This is a genomic window from Pseudomonas sp. GW821-FHT03A09 (assembly GCF_059421065.1).
This window is the reverse complement of the sequence record NZ_JBWKUX010000003.1, coordinates 94637-115480: the sequence shown is the minus strand read 5'-3', so window position 1 is coordinate 115480 and position 20844 is coordinate 94637. Positions and strand designations below refer to the sequence as shown.

The 20844-nt window shown below is 61.5% G+C and carries 14 protein-coding genes; 11 read left to right on the top strand and 3 right to left on the bottom strand.

The genetic code is table 11. The features are described from left to right. Positions 1-669, bottom strand: coding sequence for an ABC transporter ATP-binding protein (locus AC07V4_RS05845; protein WP_492635617.1), 669 nt, complete (start codon positions 667-669; stop codon positions 1-3). 273 nt (positions 670-942) lie between these two features. Between AC07V4_RS05845 and pmrG the strand changes: the two genes are divergently transcribed. The 3 genes from pmrG (at position 943) to AC07V4_RS05830 (ending at position 5016) form a co-directional block, all read left to right on the top strand. Next, positions 943-1626 (top strand): lipopolysaccharide core heptose(II)-phosphate phosphatase PmrG, encoded by a 684-nt coding sequence (pmrG, locus tag AC07V4_RS05840; protein WP_492635618.1) that lies wholly within the window; start codon positions 943-945, stop codon positions 1624-1626. Positions 1627-1816: 190 nt separating this feature from the next. Then, complete coding sequence (arnT, locus tag AC07V4_RS05835; protein ID WP_492635619.1) at positions 1817-3472, top strand: lipid IV(A) 4-amino-4-deoxy-L-arabinosyltransferase; 1656 nt, start codon at positions 1817-1819, stop codon at positions 3470-3472. Positions 3473-3498: 26 nt separating this feature from the next. Further along, positions 3499-5016 carry an ArnT family glycosyltransferase gene (locus tag AC07V4_RS05830; RefSeq protein WP_492635620.1) on the top strand — a complete coding sequence of 506 codons (1518 nt, stop codon included), beginning with the start codon at positions 3499-3501 and terminating at the stop codon, positions 5014-5016. A gap of 229 nt (positions 5017-5245) precedes the next feature. On the opposite strand, the gene AC07V4_RS05825 is transcribed toward AC07V4_RS05830, so the two are convergent. Further along, positions 5246-11515: an amino acid adenylation domain-containing protein gene (locus tag AC07V4_RS05825; protein WP_492635621.1), complete on the bottom strand. Its 6270-nt coding sequence runs from the start codon at positions 11513-11515 to the stop codon at positions 5246-5248. A gap of 489 nt (positions 11516-12004) precedes the next feature. Between AC07V4_RS05825 and AC07V4_RS05820 the strand changes: the two genes are divergently transcribed. Both AC07V4_RS05820 and AC07V4_RS05815 read left to right on the top strand, forming a co-directional pair. Beyond that, the gene (locus AC07V4_RS05820; RefSeq protein ID WP_492635622.1) at positions 12005-12799 is read left to right on the top strand and encodes a helix-turn-helix transcriptional regulator; all 795 of its coding nucleotides are present in this window, start codon (positions 12005-12007) and stop codon (positions 12797-12799) included. Beyond that, positions 12799-14268: an efflux transporter outer membrane subunit gene (locus AC07V4_RS05815; RefSeq protein ID WP_492635623.1), complete on the top strand. Its 1470-nt coding sequence runs from the start codon at positions 12799-12801 to the stop codon at positions 14266-14268. Before AC07V4_RS05820 ends, AC07V4_RS05815 begins: the two co-directional genes overlap by 1 nt. On the opposite strand, the gene hpaA is transcribed toward AC07V4_RS05815, so the two are convergent. Beyond that, complete coding sequence (hpaA, locus tag AC07V4_RS05810; protein ID WP_492635624.1) at positions 14195-15064, bottom strand: 4-hydroxyphenylacetate catabolism regulatory protein HpaA; 870 nt, start codon at positions 15062-15064, stop codon at positions 14195-14197. The two genes, AC07V4_RS05815 and hpaA, sit on opposite strands and share 74 nt — an antisense overlap. A gap of 119 nt (positions 15065-15183) precedes the next feature. On the opposite strand from hpaA, the gene AC07V4_RS05805 reads away from it, so the two are divergent. The 6 genes from AC07V4_RS05805 to AC07V4_RS05780 all read left to right on the top strand — a co-directional run bounded on the left by AC07V4_RS05805 (position 15184) and on the right by AC07V4_RS05780 (position 20844). Further along, on the top strand, positions 15184-15849 hold the full coding sequence (locus AC07V4_RS05805; RefSeq protein ID WP_492635625.1) for a fumarylacetoacetate hydrolase family protein: 666 nt from the start codon (positions 15184-15186) through the stop codon (positions 15847-15849). Then, entirely contained in the window at positions 15846-16616 is a 771-nt protein-coding gene (locus AC07V4_RS05800) for a fumarylacetoacetate hydrolase family protein (RefSeq protein WP_492635626.1), read from the top strand. Before AC07V4_RS05805 ends, AC07V4_RS05800 begins: the two co-directional genes overlap by 4 nt. A 5-nt stretch (positions 16617-16621) precedes the next feature. Next, positions 16622-18082, top strand: coding sequence for a 5-carboxymethyl-2-hydroxymuconate semialdehyde dehydrogenase (gene hpaE / locus AC07V4_RS05795; protein ID WP_492635716.1), 1461 nt, complete (start codon positions 16622-16624; stop codon positions 18080-18082). 145 nt (positions 18083-18227) lie between these two features. Then, the gene (hpaD, locus tag AC07V4_RS05790) at positions 18228-19085 is read left to right on the top strand and encodes a 3,4-dihydroxyphenylacetate 2,3-dioxygenase (protein WP_492635627.1); all 858 of its coding nucleotides are present in this window, start codon (positions 18228-18230) and stop codon (positions 19083-19085) included. A gap of 15 nt (positions 19086-19100) precedes the next feature. Further along, positions 19101-19493 (top strand): tautomerase family protein, encoded by a 393-nt coding sequence (locus tag AC07V4_RS05785; protein ID WP_431752401.1) that lies wholly within the window; start codon positions 19101-19103, stop codon positions 19491-19493. A gap of 46 nt (positions 19494-19539) precedes the next feature. Then, a complete protein-coding gene (locus AC07V4_RS05780; protein ID WP_492635628.1) occupies positions 19540-20844 on the top strand; it encodes an MFS transporter in 1305 nt (434 codons plus the stop codon).

Genomic DNA, 20844 nt, shown 5'->3' with positions numbered 1-20844 from the left:
TCAGCGAGCGTCCGCCGGCAGGACGCGGCCGTGATGCAACACCACCTGCTGGTCGAGTCGCGCAGCGATACGGGGGCTGTGGGTGACCATCAACAGGCTGGTAGGGCCGTCGCGCAGCAGGTCCAACATCAGTTGCAAGACCTCGTCACTGGTGGCTTCGTCGAGGTTGCCGGTTGGCTCATCGGCCAGCAGCAAACCCGGCCGTGAGGCCAGTGCACGTCCGACGGCCACCCGTTGCTGTTGGCCACCTGAAAGTTGTTCGGGATAGCGCTTGAGCAAATCGCCCAGGCCCAGGCGCTCCACCAACTGCGCCTGCCAATGCGGGTCAAAGCGCCCGGCCAGACGCGCCTGGAACGCCAGGTTGTCTTCCACACGCAAACTGCCGATCAAGTTGAATTGCTGGAACACCAAACCAATTTCGGTTCGACGCCAGTTCGCCAATTGCCTTTCATTCAGATGGTCGAGTTGTTGCTCACCTATCCGAATACTTCCACCATCCACACGATCAAGTCCGGCCACCAGGTGCAGCAACGTACTTTTTCCGCTCCCCGACTCGCCCATTAGCGCAAGGCTGCTACGCTCCCCCAGGTAGAGATCCACGCCCGCCAGCACCGACAGCGATCCTTGGGGAGTGGCGTAGTTTTTGCGAACACCTTGCACCTGCAACATAAGAACGCTCGTTTGAAGGATTCCAAACGAGAATAACGGCTGCCTACATGCCCCACGCAAATTTTTCACATGGATTTCACCGCTTGCCCACCCTCGCCCCTCTAAATTGCCCACAAAGCGTCAACCGACGGCAACTTGTTAGTTGCCGCCAGCGACCCTTCTTACTATCCACATGTTCAGCTAAAAGACAGCAGCCCTGTGACAGGCTTTTGCACCACTACGGGCACCCGCCAATTAGTTGCGCCTGCTTTGTACAACACAACAATAGTGCCAATGGTGAAGAGCGTGGCTGACATGACCCTGAGCAAACCCCAACCCAATGGGGCAATGTTGAAACGCTTGAAAAAATTCCGACTGCCGCTGGCAGGGGTCGCCGTTATCGGCCTGCTCTTGGCTGGCTTTCTGCTTTGGCCCAAATCCCCCACAGACCTTGGCGTGGGTAATCGCCTGGTGACCTCCGGAGTCCTGGCCAGTTGGCGCAACGGTGACCTGATCGTGCTGGTGCGCCATGAAGAGCGCTGCGATCGTTCCAGCAACCCTTGTTTCGGCCCGGCCGATGGCCTGACGATCAACGGCACCCAGCAAGCCACCAAACTCGGCAAAGCCTTTACCACCCTGGGCATGGAGCGGACCGACGTACTCGCCAGCCCGACGACCCGCACGGCCCAGACTTCGCAGTTCATGTTCGGCAAGACCGAGTTGTCACCCGGCCCCCTGGCCATCTGCGGTGAGGCCATGGGCGAAGAAGTGCTCACCCATAAACACCCTGGCCGCAACTTGATGCTGATTACCCACAGTGCCTGCATGAGCGACTTCCAGACAGCGTTGGGCTACCCCCGCGCAGAGGCGGCCGAATACGGCAGCGCACTGTTCGTGCAGGTGTTGCCGAACGGCAAGCTCAAGGCAGTGGGCACGATGAAAACCCAGGAGTGGGCGGCGGCTCTGAAACAACTTTAAACACACTTTTTTACATGTCGGCACCTGTCGTGTTCAGCCAAACGACAGCCCTGTTCTGGCATGTTTAAACGCGCCCGTTAGTTAAGGTCGTTATCCCTTTCTCCAATCGCTTAGTGAACTTAGTGATGCTTTGCTCTATGAATTCATTACACTCATTGCCCCCCATTAAACGTCAAGGAGCGACGTGTTCATGACCCGGTTGAAACCCCTGCCCCTCCTGTTGCTCGGCTTTGCCATTTTCTTTTTGTTGCCGCTGGGCTTTCACGGCCTGTGGATTCCGGACGAAACCCGCTACGGTCAGGTGAGCCAGGAAATGCTCATGAGCGGCAACTGGGTGTCGCCGCACTTCATGGGGGTGCGTTATTTCGAAAAGCCGGCTGGCGGTTATTGGTTGATTGCCCTCGGCCAGGCGGTGTTTGGCGAAAACCTGTTTGGTGTGCGTATCGCCTCGGTTATCACCTCGGGCCTGAGTGTGTTGCTGGCCTACTTGATCGCCCGTCGCTTGTGGAACGACCCACGCAAGAGCTTCGCCTGCGCACTGCTGTACATGAGCTTTGGCCTGGTCGCCGGCCAAGCGGGTTATTCCAACCTCGATCCCCAATTCACGTTCTGGGTCAACCTGAGCCTGGTGGCGCTGTGGTTTGCCTTGGACAACCGCACGACGCGCGGGCGGTTGGGCGCCTGGGCGTTGCTGGGCGTCGCCTGTGGCATGGGTTTCTTGACCAAAGGTTTCCTGGCGTGGCTGTTGCCGGTGCTGATCGCCGTGCCTTACCTGCTGTGGCAGCGCCGCGTGGGCGAGCTATTGCGCTATGGCCCGTTGGCGGTGCTGGTCGCCGCGCTGGTGTGCTTGCCGTGGGTGTTGGCGGTTCACTTGCAAGAACCTGACTTCTGGCGTTTCTTCTTCTGGCACGAGCACATCCGCCGCTTCGCCGCCGACAACGCCCAACATGCACGGCCAATCTGGTTCTTCCTGCCGATCATGGTGGTGGCGTGCCTGCCTTGGTCGGCACTGTTGCCGGCGACCCTGATCAAGACCTGGAAAGAAAAAGGCCAGCCGGCGATTGCCTTTCTCGCCTTGTGGATGTTGTTGCCACTGGCCTTCTTCAGCATGAGCAAGGGCAAGCTGCCGACCTACATCATGCCGTGCCTGCTGCCCCTGGCCTTGCTGATGGGCCACGCCTTGATCGACCTCGTCAAGCAAGGCAAGACGCGCTCGATCCTGGTCAACGGCGTCGTCAACTTCCTGATCGGCCTGACAGCGATGGTGGTGCTGATCTACCTGCAAATCAGCAACCCGGTGTACGGCAATAGCCACGCCGAGATGTTCAGCCTGTCCCTGACGTTTATCGTGCTGCTGGGCTGGATTCTGGCCAACCTGCTGCAAGTGGTTCGCCCGCTGACCTTGTGGGCAATGCCGGCCCTGGGCATCGGTTTGCTGGTGGCGCTGTTGCCAGCGGGCATGCCGGCGATGATCACGGATAACGAAATGCCCGATCAGTTCGTGGCCGAGCATCTGGATGAATTGCAACAAACCCATGCTTTGCTGAGCAACGAATTAGGCTCGGCCTCCGCGTTGTCGTGGCGCTTGCGTCGCCCGGAAGTGGCGTTTTATGACACCGAAGGCGAGTTGCGCTATGGCCTGCAATATCCCGATTCGGAACACCGCAAGGTCGACCTGGACAGCGTCCAGACCTGGCTGGCCGATGCGCGCAAGCAAGGCTCGGTCGGCGTGCTGATGCGGGTCAAGAGCACGAGTGAACATCGCGAGGAAGGGCAGTTGCCACCGGGTGGCAAGCGTTATCGCAAGGGCGACCTGCTGCTGATCGTGTACCCACAACAACCTTAATGCAGCGCCTGCCACAGGAAGAACCCATGAGTTTCTGGAAAACCGAACGTGGCGCGCTGGTGCTGCTGCTGAGCGTCTCCGCCCTGCTCCTACTGTTGGGACTGGGCGCACGCGACCTGTGGGGGCCGGAAACCCGCTGGGCCAACATCACCCTGCAAATGCTGCAAAGCGGCGACTACTTCGACCCGTACCTCAAAGGCACGCCCTATTACGACAAGCCCCTGCCCTCCTACTGGCTGATCACTGGCTTTGCCAACCTGATGGGCGGCCTCGGCCCTTGGTCGTTGCGCCTGTCGTCGGTCATCTCCGCCTGGTTGAGCATCTGGCTGGTGTACCTGATCGGCGAACGCCTGTTCCGCAAGGGCACTGGCTTGATTGCCGGCTGGATGCTCGCCACCACCTTCTACTTCCTGTTCTGGGCCAGGGTGGCCACGGCGGATGTGCTGACGGTGTGCGGTGTGTTGGCAGCGGTCTGGTGGTACTGGCGCGGGCCGGATGACACTCGCCTGGGACGCTACACCGTATTTTTCCTGCTGCTGGCGGCCACCTCCCTGTTCAAAGGCCTGATCGGTTTTGTGCTGCCAGGCCTGGTGCTGTTGCCGCATCTGCTCAGTGAGCACCGCTACAAGCGCCACCTTAATCTGCGCCTGCTGGTGGCCATGGTCATCGCCGGAGCGTTCTACGCCATCCCGTTTGTACTGTCCCATCTGTATGGCGCGCCAACCTACGGCGCCAGCGGCCTGGAGCTGGTGTTCCGGGAAAACGTGGTGCGCTTCTTCGACCCGTTCGACCATATGGGGCCGATCTACACCTACCTGATCTATCTGCCGGTCTACACCCTGCCGTGGGCGCCCTGCTGGTTGCTGGGCCTGTGGCTGGCCGTGCGCAACTGGCGGCAGACGCCACCCAATGTGCGCTGGCTGGTGTGGGGCCTGGGCCTGCTGTTCGTGTTCTTCACCGCCAGCGGCAGCCGTCGCAGCTACTACGTACTGCCGCTGGTGCCATTTGCCCAGTTGCTGGCAGCTTGGTGGCTGAGCGAACGCCTGGAGAAGAAACAAGCCAGCTGGCCGCGCTGGCAGAAAGGTTTCGGTATCACCGCAGGTTTACTGCTGCTGGTACTCGGCGTGATTTACCCCTGGACCACCGGCAACGGCGGTGTGACCCGCTTCGCCGAGGATGTGCAGGCCGAAGCGGTCAAAACCGCACCGTGGAACCAATGGCAGATGGTGTTGGTGGAAGTCGATAACAAGCTGCCCATGTACCTGCAAAACGGCGGCAAACCGTTCTACTACGTCAGCGAAACCCAGGACTTCCCGCGCCAGGGCGACAGCGCCGCGTTCATGGCCTGGCTGGAAAAAACCAGCGGCCAGGGCTTCGACCCGCAACACACGATCATCGTCGCGCAGTACTCCAAGGAAGACCCGACGCCGCTGGCGTTCCTCGGTGCGGACCATCAGGTCATCACCACCCAGCCGGACAACGGCGAGCGGTTGTTCCAGAAGCGGTCGGGGGGCAGTGTGGCGTTCATTCCCACGCCGCGCTGACCCATATGGCGCGCTGTCCCAACCGGCAACGCACCTCATATAGGTTTGACCTAATTCTTGTAGTGAGCGGGCTTGCCCCGCGCTAGGTGGCAAAGCCACCTCAACAAAGACACTGCGGTATTTCAGAAGGACCGAGGTGCCTGGGTTTGGGGCGGCTGCGCCGCCCAGCGCGGGGCAAGCGCGCTCACTACAGGTGATGCGCTCTAATTCCACCGCATACTTGCCTCCGTCAGATCCTACGACGGCGATCGAGCTGCGGAATAGAAGTCTGCGGCACTTCCACGTGTTGCACCTGTGCCACCGAGCACGCCGCCAGTTGCGCCAGGGTCGGCTGGCTGAACACGCTGCGGGTGTCTACCACCAAACCGGCCTTGCGCAGGCGCGCCACCAGATTTACCGCCAGCAAGGAATGCCCGCCCAGTTCAAAGAAGTGGTCGTGGCGCCCTACCCGGTCCAGCTTCAAGACCTCGGCCCAGATGCCGGACATCAAGGTTTCCACCTCGCCCAGCGGTGGCTCGTAAGCACGGCTGACCACGGCATCCCCCCCCGGCTCCGGCAGGGCCTTGCGGTCGAGCTTGCCCGCGGGGTTGAGCGGCCATTCAGCCAATTGCACAAAGGCCGCCGGCACCATGTATTCCGGCAACTGCTCCAGCACGTGGGCACGCAGGTCGCCCAGGCTCGGTGCCTCGCCGCGCAGAGTGAAGTAGGCGACCAAGCGCTCATCGCGAATCAGCACCGCCACTTCACGCAACGCCGGGTGTGTCGACAATCGCGATTCGATTTCACCCAGTTCCAGCCGCACACCGCGCAGCTTGACCTGAAAGTCGTTGCGCCCCAGGAATGCCAGGTTGCCATCCGGCAGGTAACGCACCAGGTCGCCAGTACGATACAGCCGGTCACCGCGCACGAACGGGTTCTCGATAAAGCGCTCGGCGGTCATTTGCTCCAGCCCCAGGTAGCCTCGCGCGACCCCGACGCCGCCGATGTGTAGCTGACCGCTGACACCCAGCGGCACCGGTCTGTCGCGCTCATCCAGCACATAGAGGCGGGTATTGCTGATGGCCCGCCCGATCGGCAATTGCAGGGCAGGCACCGGCGCACTGGGCTCCAGGGTCCAGATACAACTGTCTACCGTGGCTTCGGTAGGCCCATAGACGTTGTGCAGGCGCACCTGCGGTAGGCGTGCCCGGACGCTGCGGGCCAAGGCTTCGGTCAGTTCACCGCCGCCGCAAAAGACATCGGTGAGGCTGCTGCACAACGCTGACACTTCCAATTCGAGGAATTGCTGCAGCATGGCAGGTACAAATTGGATCACCGTGATGCGCTGCGCGCAAATCACCTGCGCCAGGTAAGCCGGTTCGCGATGACCGTCAACCCGTGCCAGCACCAGACGCATGCCATGGGTCAACGGCCAGAACAACTCCCACACCGAACCATCGAAACTGAACGGAGCCCTTTGCAGCAAGGCCCCACCCTCAGCGTCCGAGCACAACCGGGAAGCCCACTGCATCAGGTTGCACAGGCCACGATGCTCGACCATTACGCCTTTCGGCGTCCCTGTGGAGCCGGAGGTATACATCACATAGGCCAAGTTGGCGGCGGTCAGGCCAGGGACCAGGGGGTTGCCGGTCGGTGCCCGGCTCCAGGCACAACGGTCGAAGTCGACTACCGGGATCGAGACTTCACCCAGTAACTCACGCGTAGCCGCGTGTACCAACAGTGCCACGGGTTGACTGTCTTTGAGCATGTAGGCCAGGCGTTCGCTCGGGAAGCCCGGGTCCAGTGGCACATAGGCGCCTCCGGCCTTGAGAATCGCCAGCAAGCCCACGACCAGCTCCAACCCGCGTTCGACGCATAACGCCACCCGCGAATCGGGTTGCACCCCACGCTCGCGCAGGTGGAAAGCCAACTGGTTGGCGCGCTCGTTGAGCTCGCGGTAGGTCAGTTGGCCTGCATCGGCCTGCACGGCAATGCCATGCGGGGTATGTCGCGCATGGGCTTCAAACAGCCCTTGCAGGGTGACGGTTGTGGGGTAGTCGATTTCACTAGGGTTGAAGTCCACCAACAGCTTGCGTAACTCGCCGGAGGGTAACACCGGCACCTCGCTCAGAAGCGTGTGCGGGGCTTGTTCAAGGGCGTCCACCAGCCCGTTCAACACAGTGTCGAGGTAGTCCAGCAAACGCTCGGCACCCACCTCACGCGGCGCCATCGCATTGAGACGAAAACCGCTGGCGGTATCGTCCACGCTGATCATCAGCGGATAACTGACGATGTCTTCACTGCTGATCAAGGCGACGCCCGGCACCAGGTTAAAGTCCTTGTCGGCGCCTGTGTGCCGATAGTTGAGCAGGCTGTTGAACAGGGGTGTGGCGCTGCTGCACCGCTGCGCCAACGCTAGGGACGCTTGCTCGTGAACGAGCAAGGCGCTTAATTGAGCATGGGTGTCGCCCAACGCCTCAACCACGGTTTTGCCGGCCAAGCACGCCCGCAGCGGCAAGGTATTGATAAACATACCCAGTGCACGGTCTGCGCCCTCGCCCGCCTGCAAGCGGCCCAGCAGCACAGTACCGAACACAACATCATCGCGCCCTGATACGCAGCCCAGCACATGGGCCCAGGCCAGGTGGAACAGGCTCGCGGCGCTCACGCCCATCACGCTGGCCTGTGCGCGCAAACGCCGGTTTAGGAGGTCAGTGACCGGCCGCTCGGATGCTTCGATTTCACTGCGGTCCAGCTGATGTTCCTGCAAACCGAACGCCAGGGTCGGCTCGCTGACATCCGCCAGCCGCTCACGAAAGAAGGCCTCGTGGGCGATCTGCTGCGCCGCGGAGCGACTCTGTGCCACTACGTTGCGATAAGGCACCGGTAGCGGAAGTTGCGCCTGTTGACCGAGCATGTGGGCGCGGATTTCGTTTGCCAGTACCGTCATGGATGTGGCGTCATTGACCAGGTGATGGAAGCGTAACCTCGCCACCCAGCGTTGCTGCTGCGGGTCTTCGGCGTACTCCAGGGCCATCAGCGGCGCCTGGCGCAAGTCGAGGGGTTCGCAAGGTTCGCGCAGCGGCTCGACGCGCAATGACGCATGGCGCCACACCACTTGCATGGGCTGTTCAAGGGCATCCCACACCAGGCTGGTGCGCAGGATATCGTGACGATCGATCACCTGTTGCAGGGCCTGGGCAAACGCGTCCAGTTGCTCGCGCCGGGCAAAACTGAACATCGCGTGTTGCTGGTACGGATCGCGCTCGTCGGTAATGTGATGGTAGAGCAAGCCTTCCTGCAGCGGCGCCAGCGGGTAGATTTCCTGCACATTCGCCGCGCCACCGGGAATGCCGGCGATGATCCGATCCAGGCTCGGCGGGTCCAGCTCGGCCAGGACGAGCATGTCGGTGGTGATATGGGTGCAATCCGTCGCAATTCGGTTGGCCGGCACCTCTCTGTCGCTGCCGGCACTGGCCGCCGCCAGCGCCGACAACGTCGGCTGGCCGAACAGCACCTGCACATCGGCCTGCAACCCGGCCTGGCGCATGCGTTGCACCAGTTGTACCGCCAGCAATGAATGCCCGCCCAGTTCGAAGAAGTGGTCGTGCCGCCCGACCTGCTGCACCTGCAAGAGGTCAGCCCAGATCTGTGCCAACATCGTTTCCACACCCGCGCGCGGCGCCTCGAACACACGAGTGATAAAGGCGGCCTGGGTCGGTGCCGGCAGGGCCTTGCGGTCGAGCTTGCCGTTGGCTGTCAGGGGTAAAACGTCGAGTTTCACGTAGGCCGCGGGCAGCATGTAATCCGGCAGCGAGGCTTGCAGATGGGCACGTAGCATGTGGATGTCAACGTGATGCCGCTCGACGAACCACGCCAACAATTGCCCCTCGCGAAACAGCACCACGGCTTCTTGAACTGCCGAGTGAGCCGCCAGGGCCGACTCGATTTCCCCCAGTTCGATACGCACGCCTCGAATTTTCACCTGATCATCGTTGCGCCCCAGGTACTCCAGGTTGCCGTCGGGTAACCAACGCGCCAGGTCGCCGGTGCGGTACAGACGGCCGTCACCGAACGGGTTATCAAGGAAGCGTTCGGCACTCAACTCGGGCCGGTTCAGATAGCCGCGCGCCACGCCTTTACCGCCGACGTACAGTTCCCCCGTGGCGCCGATGGGCACTTGGCGTTGTTGTTCATCCAGCAGGTACACGCTGGCATTGGCTATCGGCCCGCCGATATGCAACGGACCACCGACATCCACACGCCCGGAGGTGGCAACCACCGTGGCTTCGGTGGGGCCATAGTTGTTGATCACGTCGAAGGTTTGCGCCCGAGTATATGAGCGCAGGCGGTCGCCGCCGATCAACAGGGTATGCAGGGTCGGGTGTTCCAGGCGCTGGCTGAAAGCGTACTCGGCGACCGGTGTTGGCAGGAAACACACATCCAGCGGCTGTGCGCGCCACCAGTCGAGCAGCGCATCGATGTCTTCGGCACCTTCATGGGCCGGTGGCAGATGCAACGTCGCGCCCACACACAGCGCCGGCCAGACTTCCCAGGCCATCGCATCAAAACCGAACCCGGCCACACTGGCGGTGTGGCTGCCAGCGTGAAGATTGAAGGCCTGGCAGTGCCAGTCCACCAGGTTGGACACCGTGTGATGCTCGACCATCACGCCCTTGGGCAATCCGGTGGAGCCGGAGGTGTAGATAACATAAGCGAGGCTCGAGGGGCCGGCTGCGACACGCGGGCTCTCGCCCAAGTGCACTGTGGGTCGGTCCAGCAGCAGTACCGGCACCTCTGAGGCGGGCAAGCGATGCAGCAGATCATGCTGGGTCAGCACCGCCACAGGCGCGCTGTCGTGCAGCAGATAGTCCAGGCGTTCGGCGGGATGGGCAGGATCAACCGGCACATAGCAGGCGCCGGACTTGAGGATCGCCAGCAATCCCACCAACGTGTCCAGGCCACGCCGGGCCACAATTGCCACGCGATCATCCGGCTCCACACCGTGGGTCAACAGCTGATAGGCCAAGGCATTGGCCTGCTGATCGAGCTGCCGGTAAGTCAGTGGCTGCCCTTGGTAAATCGCCGCGATGGCATCGGGCGTACGCGCGACCTGGGCTTCGATGCGCCCGTGCAAGGTCTGCGGTACGGTGTTGGGTTGCGCGGTGGCATTCCACTGTTGCAATTGCGCCTGTTCAGCCGCTGTCACCAGAGAAAACTCGGCCAGGGCCAACCCGGTGTTTTCCAGGCCCTGCTCCAGCAGCCAGGTGAAGCGCTGCGCCAACGCCTGCACCTCGTCGTGCTGGAAGTACGCTTCGTTATAGACGCAATGCAGGCACGCGGTGTCCTGGTAGCGGTTGCTGCGCAGGTGAATCGCAATCGGCAACGGCTCGTGGTGGTTGGAGACCTTGATCGCACGGGCCTGGACGTGGCCGTAGCGCAGGTCATGGTCGTCCTGCTCGAAGGATACCGACAGGTCGAACAACTGGCCGCGATCAGTGCGACGCAGGCCCAGCTCGCGGTTCATCTCACTCAAGGGAAAGCGCTGGTGGCGAAAGTCCTGTTTGAGCTGATCGCGCACACCACGCACCAGCGCACTAAACGGCAACTGCTCACTGAACTGAAAACGCACCGCACTCACTTGGGTGAACAACCCCACGGTGGAACGAAAACGTGCGTTGGAGCGGTTGAGAATCGGCAGCCCTACCACCCACTCATCACGCTGATAGGTCCGGGTGAAATACACGTACATCGCCGCCAGCAACACGTGAAACGCCGAGGCCTGGTAACGGTTGGCCACTTGCTCCATGCGGTTGAGCAGCGTCACCGGGAAGGGTTGCACCAGGGTATTGCTCGGCGCCGGGGCGTTCAGTTTGGGAGTGAGCAGCGGCTCGGGCAGAACCCTGTACTTATCTAGCCAATACGCGCGGTCGCGAGCATAACGCGCGGATTGATGGTAGCGCAGGTCAGTGTCGATGAATTCGATATAGGACGGTGCGTCGGGTTCCGGTTGTCGCCCATGCTCCAGGGCGGTGTACAGGTGCGCCAGGGATTGCAGCATTTGACCAAAGCCCCAGCCGTCGAGGATCAGGTGATGAGCCTGAGTGCCGAGGCGGTAGTGATCGTCATCGAGCTTGACCAGGAAAAAGCGGAACAACGGCTCATCGGTCATGGCGTAGGGGCGGGCCATATGCGCCTGCATCAGGGCCTGGGTCGCTGCCTTGGGGTCGGGCAACCCAGAGAAGTCATGCAGTGCCACCTCTGTCGCCAAAGTAGCGGCGAAGGTTTGCCGGGGCAGACCGCTCCCATCGCTGTGCAGTTGGGTACGTAACGCATCGTGCTTGGCCACCAGCAGCTCGACGGCGCGTCGGATCAGGTCGGGCACCACGGGGCCTGCGAAATCGACATAACCGCCGATGTTGTACAGCGGCGAGTCGCCTGCCCGCAGTTGGTCGAGCCAGATGTCTTGTTGGGCGGCGGTGAGGGGGAAGCTGGCCGGCAGGCTGTTGAGATGCTTCATAAGATCCTTCTCATGGGGGTCAGGCACTGGCCGCGCAAGGTGGCCCATTACGACGAATGCGCCGGATTGGAGCATGGGGCTAGGAGTGTGTCTGACACCCGAAACCCGGACACCCAAATGGACAGGAATGGGCCTGGCTGATGGTTCATTGCTGAATCGATTAAAGCGATGTAGGAGATTAGCTATACCTGGCCGATGTCAGTTTTCTCAAAATTTTATTTAAAATTGATTTTCACATTAAAAATCAACTAGTTAACTAACTCTAAAAACCAAATTCGATTTATCAAAGGCGGAATACACCGTCAGAAACGTCGAATTAGTGACACCGTTTTTATGGCAGGTTGTGTCCCTCGTTTCCGCTACATACGTAGGGCAAATCGCTATGGCTAAATGAAATCTCGAACGCCGAGTTTCGTTTAGCAGTACGGAGTCCCCCACACAGACCCAGGGCGCCCGTTGAAGGTTTTCGACATCAAGGATGAGATGGCTATGAGTCTGAATCGCAGTATTGGCAACACGCAAAGCCCGCATTTCTATGCTGAATTGGGTGAGTTGATTTCAAACAGCGGCCACCCGAGCTTCGCCGCCAACATGTTGCACCTGGTGGACAAATGGGTGCCCATTCACCTGGTGGACCTGAGTGAATGGACCCTCGATGAACTGCGCGACAGCGCGCTCGACATCAAATTGCTGGGCAGCGCCGGCCTGAAAAAAAACCTCTGTGCGCCCCAACCTTTGCGGCCCCTCAAAGACCACCCGCTGCTGCGAGAGATGCTGCGCATGCAAGACCCGCTGCTGATCCAGATGAAGGCCAAGGCCAGCAGCACCTGCCCACTGGGCACCTCGCACCAGTGCAACCTGGTGTCTCGCCAGGGCAATCGACGCTGTGTGATTTCGTTCTATCGCCAAGCGACCCAACGTGGCTTTTCCCTGGCCGAACTGTCGTTCCTCAAGTGCCTGTCGGACACCCTGCTGCCACTGATGGAACGGCACGCGCAACTCTTGCGCCAGACCTCTCATACAGAAGCTGAGCCGGTCCACAATCTGCTCGAACAATCACAGTTGCAACGTGAGTTCTACAAGCGTTTGTCCCTCAGTGAAATCACCCTCTCGGCGCGAGAACAGGAAGTCTGTCTCGGCCTGCTGACCGGCGGCACCGTGCCGCAAATAGCGGAAAAACTCAGCGTGAAAAACAGCTCTATCGAAACCTATCTCAAGCGTGCCGCCGCCAAATTGGGCGTGAGTGGCCGCCATGGCTTGGCCAAATGGATGGTTGGCGCCTGATGAACAAATTGACGCTCACCACTGTCGGCATGGCTTGGCTGCTCGGCGGTTGCTCGCTGATTCCCGAGTACCAACGGCCACCTGCCCCCACGCCTGCACAGTACCCTCAAGGTGGTGTCTACAGCCTGGCCCAGGCCGGGACTCTGGCGGTGAAACCGGACTGGCAACAACTGTTCCATGACCCGGCCCTGCAACAGCTGATTGACGCTGCGCTGGTCAATAACCGTGACTTGCGGGTGGCGGCTCTCAATGTGCAAGCGTTCCAGGCGCAGTACCGCATCCAGCGCGCGGACCTGTTCCCGGCGGTGTCCGCCAGCGGTGCCGGCAAACGTCAGAAACTGCCCGGCGACGTGACCGGCACCGGCAAGTCGGCGATCACCTCCAACTACTCCGCCACCTTGGGGTTGAGCGCCTACGAGCTGGATTTGTTCGGCCGTGTGCGCAGCCTCAGTGAACAGGCGATGCTGAACTACCTGGGCACCGAAGAGGCACGGCGCAGCGCGCAACTGAGCCTGGTGGCGAACGTCGCCAACGCTTACCTGACCTGGCGCGCCGACCAGGAACTGCTGGCCCTGGCCGAGCAAACCCTGGTTGCCAATGATCACAGCTGGCAGTTGACCAACCGCAGCAAAACCGCGGGTAAAGCTTCGGCGCTGGACGTAGTGCAAGCGCGCACGGCGGTGGAAAGCACCCGCGCCAGCGTGGCCCGTTATGAACGTCAGGTAGCCCAGGACCTCAACAATCTCGCCTTGCTGGTGGGCGGCCCGGTGGATGAAAATCTGCCCGCCCGCCCATTGGCCGATGACTTGGTGGCACGCGTGCCGGCAGGGCTGCCGTCCGACCTGCTGCAACGTCGCCCGGATATCCTCCAGGCCGAATACCAGTTGCAAGCCGCCAACGCGAATATCGGTGCGGCGCGTGCCGCGTTCTTTCCGTCGATCACCCTCACCGCTAACGCCGGCAGCACCAGCAAGGACCTGTCGGGGTTGTTCAAGGGCGGCTCGGGCACCTGGACGTTCCAGCCGCAGATCAACCTGCCGATCTTCAACGCCGGCAGCCTGCGTGCCAGCCTCGACTACGCCAAATTACAGAAAGACATCACCGTGGCGCAGTACGAAAAATCTATCCAGACCGCGTTCCAGGAAGTCGCCGATGGCCTCGCTGCACGCCAGACGTTCAACGATCAACTGGCGGCGCAACGGGATTTCGTCGCCGCCAACCAGACTTATTACGACCTGGCTCAACACCGCTACCGCAGCGGCGTGGACAGCAACCTGACGTTCCTCGATGCGCAACGCTCGCTGTTCAGCTCGCAGCAAGCGTTGATTGTGGATCGGCTGGCGCAACTGGTGGCGGAGGTGAACCTGTACACGGCGCTGGGCGGCGCGTGGAACGTCAACGCAAGCCAGGCTGCCGCAAGCGATACTCCCCCGGCGTCACCTGGGCGTAGCGAAGGAAAAACCGGCTGAAATACGCCGGGTCCTTGAACCCCAGCTGGTAGCAGATTTCATTCGCGGAGCTGCCGGTAAACAGCAAAAGGCGCTTGGCTTCCTGCATCAGGCGCTCTAGGATCAGGCGCTTGGATGGCAGGTCGGCCAGGCGTCGGCAGACCTCATTGAGGCGCGCTTCGGTGACGCCAATCCCCTCGGCGTAACGTACCAGCGGCCAATGCTCCAGGTAGTGAGCCTCGATCAACTCGTTGAAGCGATGGAAGATGCGCAAGTCCTCATGCCGCGTCGGGCGTGCCGGCAGCGAGTGGGCGCACAAACGCAGCAGGCGGATCATGATCAGGCGAGTCAGGCTGTCCAGGGCGGCGGCACGCCCTGCCCGTTCGGCGTTGATCTCGCCACTCAATGCTTCAAAGAGTTGATCCAGCCCTTGGGCATCCTCCGTCAGGGTCACGCAGGCAGCGCCTGAGGCGAGGCTGGGATCGGCCTCCATCAACGCCCACACCAGTTGCTGGCGTACCGTCAGCACATGCCCGTCGGCGTCGGCCTCGGTGACAAAGGCGTGGGGCACCGTGGGTGGCGTGAGGAAAAACAGCGGCCCCGATTCGACGTATTGGCGGTCATCCAGATACACCCGCACCGCACCACTTTTCACGTAATGCACCTGGAAAAATCGGTCATGCCGATGCACGGGCATGTTGCGCCCGAAAAATCCCGCCAGGTTGCCGAGCTTGTCGTAATGCACCTCGGCGTCGCTGTAACGCTGGTCGTAGACCTGCCCGATATTGATATTGGGAATCGGCTTCACGCTGCTCACTTCTTATTATTGGAGTGCCGCTGGATTTTGCCATGCTTGACGGTAGTTAACATATTAATTATAACGTTAACACATTAACGAACTGCCTATGCAGCAGTCGCCACCGCCAGGAGAAACGCATGAGCCGTACCCTGCATGATGTTGCCAGCGGCACCCTGTTCGGCGTTGCGCTGAACTACCAGGGCCTGCTGGACCAACATCTCGCCGCCTTCGAACAGGCGCCCTACCAGAAGCCGCCGACCAAGCCGGTGCTGTTTATCAAAACCCCAAATACGCGCAATAAGCATGGCGGTGTGGTGCTGCATCCTGAAGGAGAACGCCTGCAACCAGGGCCGGCGCTGGGTGTGGTCATCGGCCAGCGCGCCAGTCGCGTCAGCCTGGACAATGCCATGGCCCATGTGGCCGGTTATGTGGTGGTGAATGAATTCAGCCTGCCGGAAGACAGCTACTACCGCCCCGCCGTCAAAGCCAAATGCCGCGATGGGTTTTGTGCCTTGGGGCCGGCGCTTGTGCCACGGGATCAAGTCGCCAACCCCAATCAGTTGAGTCTCAAACTCTGGGTCAACGGCGAACTGCGCCAGGAAAACGCCACGTCCAACTGGGTACGGGACATTCCGCAATTGATCGCCGAGATCAGCGAGTTCATGACCCTGCACCCCGGCGACGTACTGATCACCGGCACCCCCGAAGGCCGTGTGGATGTGCAACCGGGTGACCAGGTTGAGGTTGAGATCAGCGGCGTGGGACGCCTGATCAGTCATGTTCAAGCGGAGACTCAAGCATGAAGCACGCCCGTATCCGCTTTGAAGGTGAAGTCCACGCCGTGCAGGTCGAGGCCGACCATGCCGTGCGCCTGAGCGATGGCCGCCGGGTCGCGGAGGATCAGGTGGAATGGCTGCCGCCAGCTACCGGCAACATGTTCGCCCTCGGCCTGAACTACGCCGACCACGCCGCCGAGCTGGCATTCAAGCCGCCGACCGAGCCCCTGGCCTTCATCAAGTCCGTCGGCACCTACACCGGCCATCGCCAGACCACCTGGCGCCCGGACAACGTCGCCTACATGCACTACGAGTGCGAACTGGTGGCGGTGATCGGCAAGACCGCGCGCAACGTCAAACGCGCCGATGCGCTGGACTACCTGGCCGGCTACACGGTGTGCAACGACTATGCGATCCGCGACTACCTGGAAAACTACTACCGCCCCAACTTGCGCGTGAAAAACCGCGACGCCACCACGCCGGTCGGCCCGTGGATCGTCGATGTGGCCGACGTGCCCGACCCCAGCAACCTGACCCTGCGCACCTGGATCAACGGCGAACTGCGCCAGGAAGGCAGCACCCGCGACATGATTTTCGATATCCCCTACCTCATCGAATACCTGTCCAGCTTCATGACCCTGCAACCTGGCGACATGATCGCCACCGGCACACCCGAAGGCCTGGCCGACGTAGTGCCAGGGGATGAAGTGGTGGTGGAAGTCGAAGGCGTGGGTCGCCTGGTCAACCGAATTGTCAGCGAGGCGGACTTCTTCTCCGCCCGGAAAGAGGCGTGAACAACATGATCAAACACTGGATCAACGGCCGCGAGGTCGAGAGCAAAGACACCTTCATCAACTACAACCCGGCCACCGGCGAGGCCATCGGCGAAGTCGCCAGCGGTGGCACCGAAGAGGTCGCTCAAGCTGTGGCGGCCGCCAAAGAGGCGTTCCCCAAGTGGGCCAACACCCCGGCCAAGGAGCGTGCCCGCTTGATGCGCAAGCTCGGAGAACTGATCGAGCAGAACGTGCCGCGCCTGGCCGAACTGGAAACCCTCGACACCGGCCTGCCGATCCACCAGACCAAGAACGTGCTGATCCCACGGGCTTCACATAACTTCGATTTTTTCGCTGAAGTCTGCACCCGCATGGACGGCCACAGCTATCCGGTGGACGACCAGATGCTCAACTACACCCTGTATCAGCCGGTCGGCGTGTGCGGGCTGGTGTCGCCATGGAACGTGCCGTTCATGACGGCCACCTGGAAGACCGCGCCGTGTTTGGCCCTGGGTAATACGGCGGTGTTGAAGATGTCCGAATTGTCGCCGCTGACCGCCAACGAGCTCGGGCGCCTGGCGGTGGAAGCCGGGATTCCCAACGGCGTACTCAACGTGATCCAGGGCTACGGCGCCACGGCCGGCGACGCGCTGGTGCGCCACCCGGATGTGCGGGCGATTTCCTTTACCGGCGGCACCGCCACCGGCAAGAAAATCATGCAGACCGCCGGGCTGAAAAAATACTCCATGGAGTTGGGCGGCAAGTCACCGGTGTTGATCTTTGAAGATGCCGACCTGGAACGCGCCCTTGATGCAGCCCTGTTCACCATCTTTTCCCTGAACGGCGAGCGCTGCACCGCCGGCAGCCGGATCTTTATCCAGGAAAGCGTCTACCCGCAGTTCGTCGCTGAGTTCGCTGCCCGGGCCAAACGCCTGATCGTCGGCGACCCGCAAGACCCGAAAACCCAGGTCGGCTCGATGATCACCCAGGCGCACTACGACAAGGTCACCGGCTACATCAAGATCGGTCTCGAGGAAGGCGCCACCCTGCTCGCCGGAGGCCTGGAGCGCCCGGCCAACCTGCCTGCGCACTTGAGCAAAGGCCAGTTCATCCAGCCGACCGTGTTTGCCAATGTGAACAACAAAATGCGTATCGCCCAGGAAGAAATCTTCGGTCCGGTGGTGTGCCTGATCCCGTTCAAGGACGAAGCCGAGGCGCTGCAACTGGCCAACGACACCGAATACGGCCTGGCCTCGTACATCTGGACCCAGGACATCGGCAAGGCCCATCGCCTGGCGCGCGGTATTGAAGCCGGCATGGTATTTATCAACAGCCAGAACGTACGCGACCTGCGCCAGCCATTCGGCGGGGTCAAAGGCTCCGGCACCGGGCGCGAAGGCGGCCAGTACAGCTTTGAAGTGTTTGCCGAGATCAAGAACGTGTGTATTTCCATGGGCAGTCACCACATCCCTCGCTGGGGTGTGTAGTTTGAATCAAGCAGGCTTTCCTGTGGGAGCCGGGCTTGCCCGCGATGATATCGACTCGGTACACCTGAGACACCGCATCGCAGGCAAGCCAGCTCTCACAGGGACCTCATTGGCCTTACAAGAATAATTATTCAGGAGAGTCATCATGGGCGAAGTGGTTCTGGCAGCGAAGATCTGCCACGTACCGTCGATGTACCTGTCGGAACTGCCCGGCAAACATCACGGCTGTCGCGAGGCGGCGATTGCCGGGCACAAGGAGATCGGCAGGCGCGCCCGTGAATTGGGCGCCGACACGGCGGTGGTGTTCGACGTGCACTGGCTGGTCAACAGCGGCTATCACGTCAACTGTGGCGAGCAGTTCCAGGGCACCTATACCAGCAACGAGCTGCCGCACTTCATCAAGAACATGGAGTACGCCTACCCCGGCTGCCCTGAACTGGGCGAATTGATCGCCGCCGAGGCCAACGAAGCCGGCGTGCGCAGCATGGCCCACAACATCCCGAGCCTGGAGCTGGAATACGGCACCCTCGTGCCCATGCGCTACATGCACATGGGCGTGCCGGAGGATGAAAAATTCAAGGTCATCTCCATCGCCGCCTGGTGCGCCTGGCATCGCCTGGAAGACAGCTTTGCCTTTGGCGCCGCCGTACGCCGGGCCATCGAGAAGAGTGATCGCAAGGTGCTGGTGCTGGCCTCCGGCTCCTTGTCGCACCGTTTCTCGGACGACCGCCAGGCTGAAGCGAATATCCATAACTGGACCCGTGAATTCGACAAGCAGGTGGACCTGCACGTGGTCGAGATGTGGAAGCAAGGCCGCTTCAAGGAGTTCTGCGCCATGCTGCCCGACTACGCCGAACACTGCTTCGGTGAAGGCAAGATGCACGACACCGCCATGCTCCTCGGCCTGCTCGGCGGGCCGGACTATGCCAAGCCTGCCGAAATCATCACGGCGCCGTTCGGCAGTTCGGGCACCGGTCAGATCAACGCGATTTTCCCGCTGTAACCCTGGGAGAAACCCATGCCGCACTTTATTGCCGAGTACACCGACAACATCGAACAACAGGCCGACCTGCCGGGCCTGTTTGAAAAGGTCCACCGCGTGCTGGGAGACAGTGGCGTGTTTCCCCTCGGCGGTATCCGTAGCCGTGGCGTGCGCCTGGACACTTGGCGCATGGCCGATGGCAAGCACGACTACGCCTTTGTGCACATGACCCTCAAGGTCGGCCATGGCCGCGATCTGCCCACGCGCCAGGCGGTGGCCGAGAAGGTGTTCGCACTGATCACCGCGCACTTCGCCGAACTGCAGGCGCAACGCCTGCTGGCGCTGTCATTCGAGATGGTCGAGTTGCACCCGCAGCTCAACTTCAAGCAGAACAACGTGCATGCGTTTCTGAACAACCCGACGGGGTAAGCCCCGCCGTTCCTCTCACGGCCACTCAGACAAAAAGTACAACATCATGAGCACAGCCCATTCCACTGTCAGCCCCGCGCTGGCCGAGCACGACCGCACCCATCGTTTAGTCACCTGGCGCCTGATGCCGCTGTTGCTGGTGTGCTACCTGTTCGCCCACCTGGACCGTATCAACATCGGCTTCGCCAAGATGCAGATGAGCAGCGACCTGCACTTCAGCGACACGGTGTACGGCTTCGGCGCCGGGCTGTTCTTCATCGCCTACGCATTGTTCGGCGTGCCGAGCAACATGGCGCTGGACCGGGTCGGGCCGAGGCGCTGGATCGCCAGCCTGATGGTGGTGTGGGGCCTGTTGTCCACCGGCATGTTATGGGTGGAGAGCGCCCGTGGCTTCTACGTGCTGCGCTTTCTGCTGGGAGTGGCCGAGGCTGGGTTCTTCCCTGGGATTCTGGTGTATCTCAACCGCTGGTACCCGGCGCGCCGCCGCGCCCAGGTCACTGCGCTGTTTGCGATTGCGGTGCCAATGGCCGGGGTACTGGGTGGGCCGATTTCCGGTGCCATCCTGGAAAACTTCCACAATGTAGGCAGCCTGCGCGGCTGGCAGTGGATGTTCCTGATCGAAGGCGCGCCAGTGGTGCTCCTCGGCCTGGTGGTACTCAAATGGCTGCCGGATGGTTTCGATTCGGTGAACTGGCTGACAGTCGAGCAAAAACAACAACTGCGGGCCCAACTCAGCAGCGAAGAGCAACGCAAGACCATCACCTCGTTCGGCGGCATCCTGCGTGACCCGCAGGTGTGGCTACTGGTGGCGGTGTATTTCGCCGTGATGCTCGCGGTAAACACCCTGGCATTCTGGATGCCCACCCTGATCCATGGCGCCGGCATCGGCCGCGACAGCCAGGTCGGCCTGCTCAGCGCCGTGCCGTACCTGGCCGGCTGCTTCTTCATGATCGGTTGCGGGCGCTCCTCCGACCGCCATCGCGAACGCCGCTGGCACCTGTGTGTGCCACTGCTGATGGCCGCCGTCGGCATCGCCGTGGCAGGCCTGGCGCCAGGTAACCCATTGCTGGTGATGAGCGGGCTGGTGGTCGCCGGCATGGGCGCCAGCGCCGCCCTACCGATGTTCTGGCAGTTGCCACCGGCCTTTCTGTCCACCACCACCCAGGCTGCGGGCATCGCCATGATCAGCTCGTTCGGCAGCGTCGCCGCGTTCCTCGCGCCGTACCTGATCGGCTGGATGCGCGACGCCACCCAAAGCGCCAGCCTGGCCCTGTATGTACTCGCCCTGTTTATCGCCCTCGGCGGCCTGCTGGTGCTGCGCACCCATGCCGCCATCGTCAACCCACACTAG

Bases quoted from the DNA above. Each gene is read 5' to 3' on its own strand.
- AC07V4_RS05845 (WP_492635617.1), bottom strand. From the start codon at position 669: ATGTTGCAGGTGCAAGGTGTTCGCAAAAACTACGCCACTCCCCAAGGA.
- pmrG (WP_492635618.1), top strand. From the start codon at position 943: ATGGTGAAGAGCGTGGCTGACATGACCCTGAGCAAACCCCAACCCAAT.
- arnT (WP_492635619.1), top strand. From the start codon at position 1,817: ATGACCCGGTTGAAACCCCTGCCCCTCCTGTTGCTCGGCTTTGCCATT.
- AC07V4_RS05830 (WP_492635620.1), top strand. From the start codon at position 3,499: ATGAGTTTCTGGAAAACCGAACGTGGCGCGCTGGTGCTGCTGCTGAGC.
- AC07V4_RS05825 (WP_492635621.1), bottom strand. From the start codon at position 11,515: ATGAAGCATCTCAACAGCCTGCCGGCCAGCTTCCCCCTCACCGCCGCC.
- AC07V4_RS05820 (WP_492635622.1), top strand. From the start codon at position 12,005: ATGAGTCTGAATCGCAGTATTGGCAACACGCAAAGCCCGCATTTCTAT.
- AC07V4_RS05815 (WP_492635623.1), top strand. From the start codon at position 12,799: ATGAACAAATTGACGCTCACCACTGTCGGCATGGCTTGGCTGCTCGGC.
- AC07V4_RS05805 (WP_492635625.1), top strand. From the start codon at position 15,184: ATGAGCCGTACCCTGCATGATGTTGCCAGCGGCACCCTGTTCGGCGTT.
- AC07V4_RS05800 (WP_492635626.1), top strand. From the start codon at position 15,846: ATGAAGCACGCCCGTATCCGCTTTGAAGGTGAAGTCCACGCCGTGCAG.
- hpaE (WP_492635716.1), top strand. From the start codon at position 16,622: ATGATCAAACACTGGATCAACGGCCGCGAGGTCGAGAGCAAAGACACC.
- hpaD (WP_492635627.1), top strand. From the start codon at position 18,228: ATGGGCGAAGTGGTTCTGGCAGCGAAGATCTGCCACGTACCGTCGATG.
- AC07V4_RS05785 (WP_431752401.1), top strand. From the start codon at position 19,101: ATGCCGCACTTTATTGCCGAGTACACCGACAACATCGAACAACAGGCC.
- AC07V4_RS05780 (WP_492635628.1), top strand. From the start codon at position 19,540: ATGAGCACAGCCCATTCCACTGTCAGCCCCGCGCTGGCCGAGCACGAC.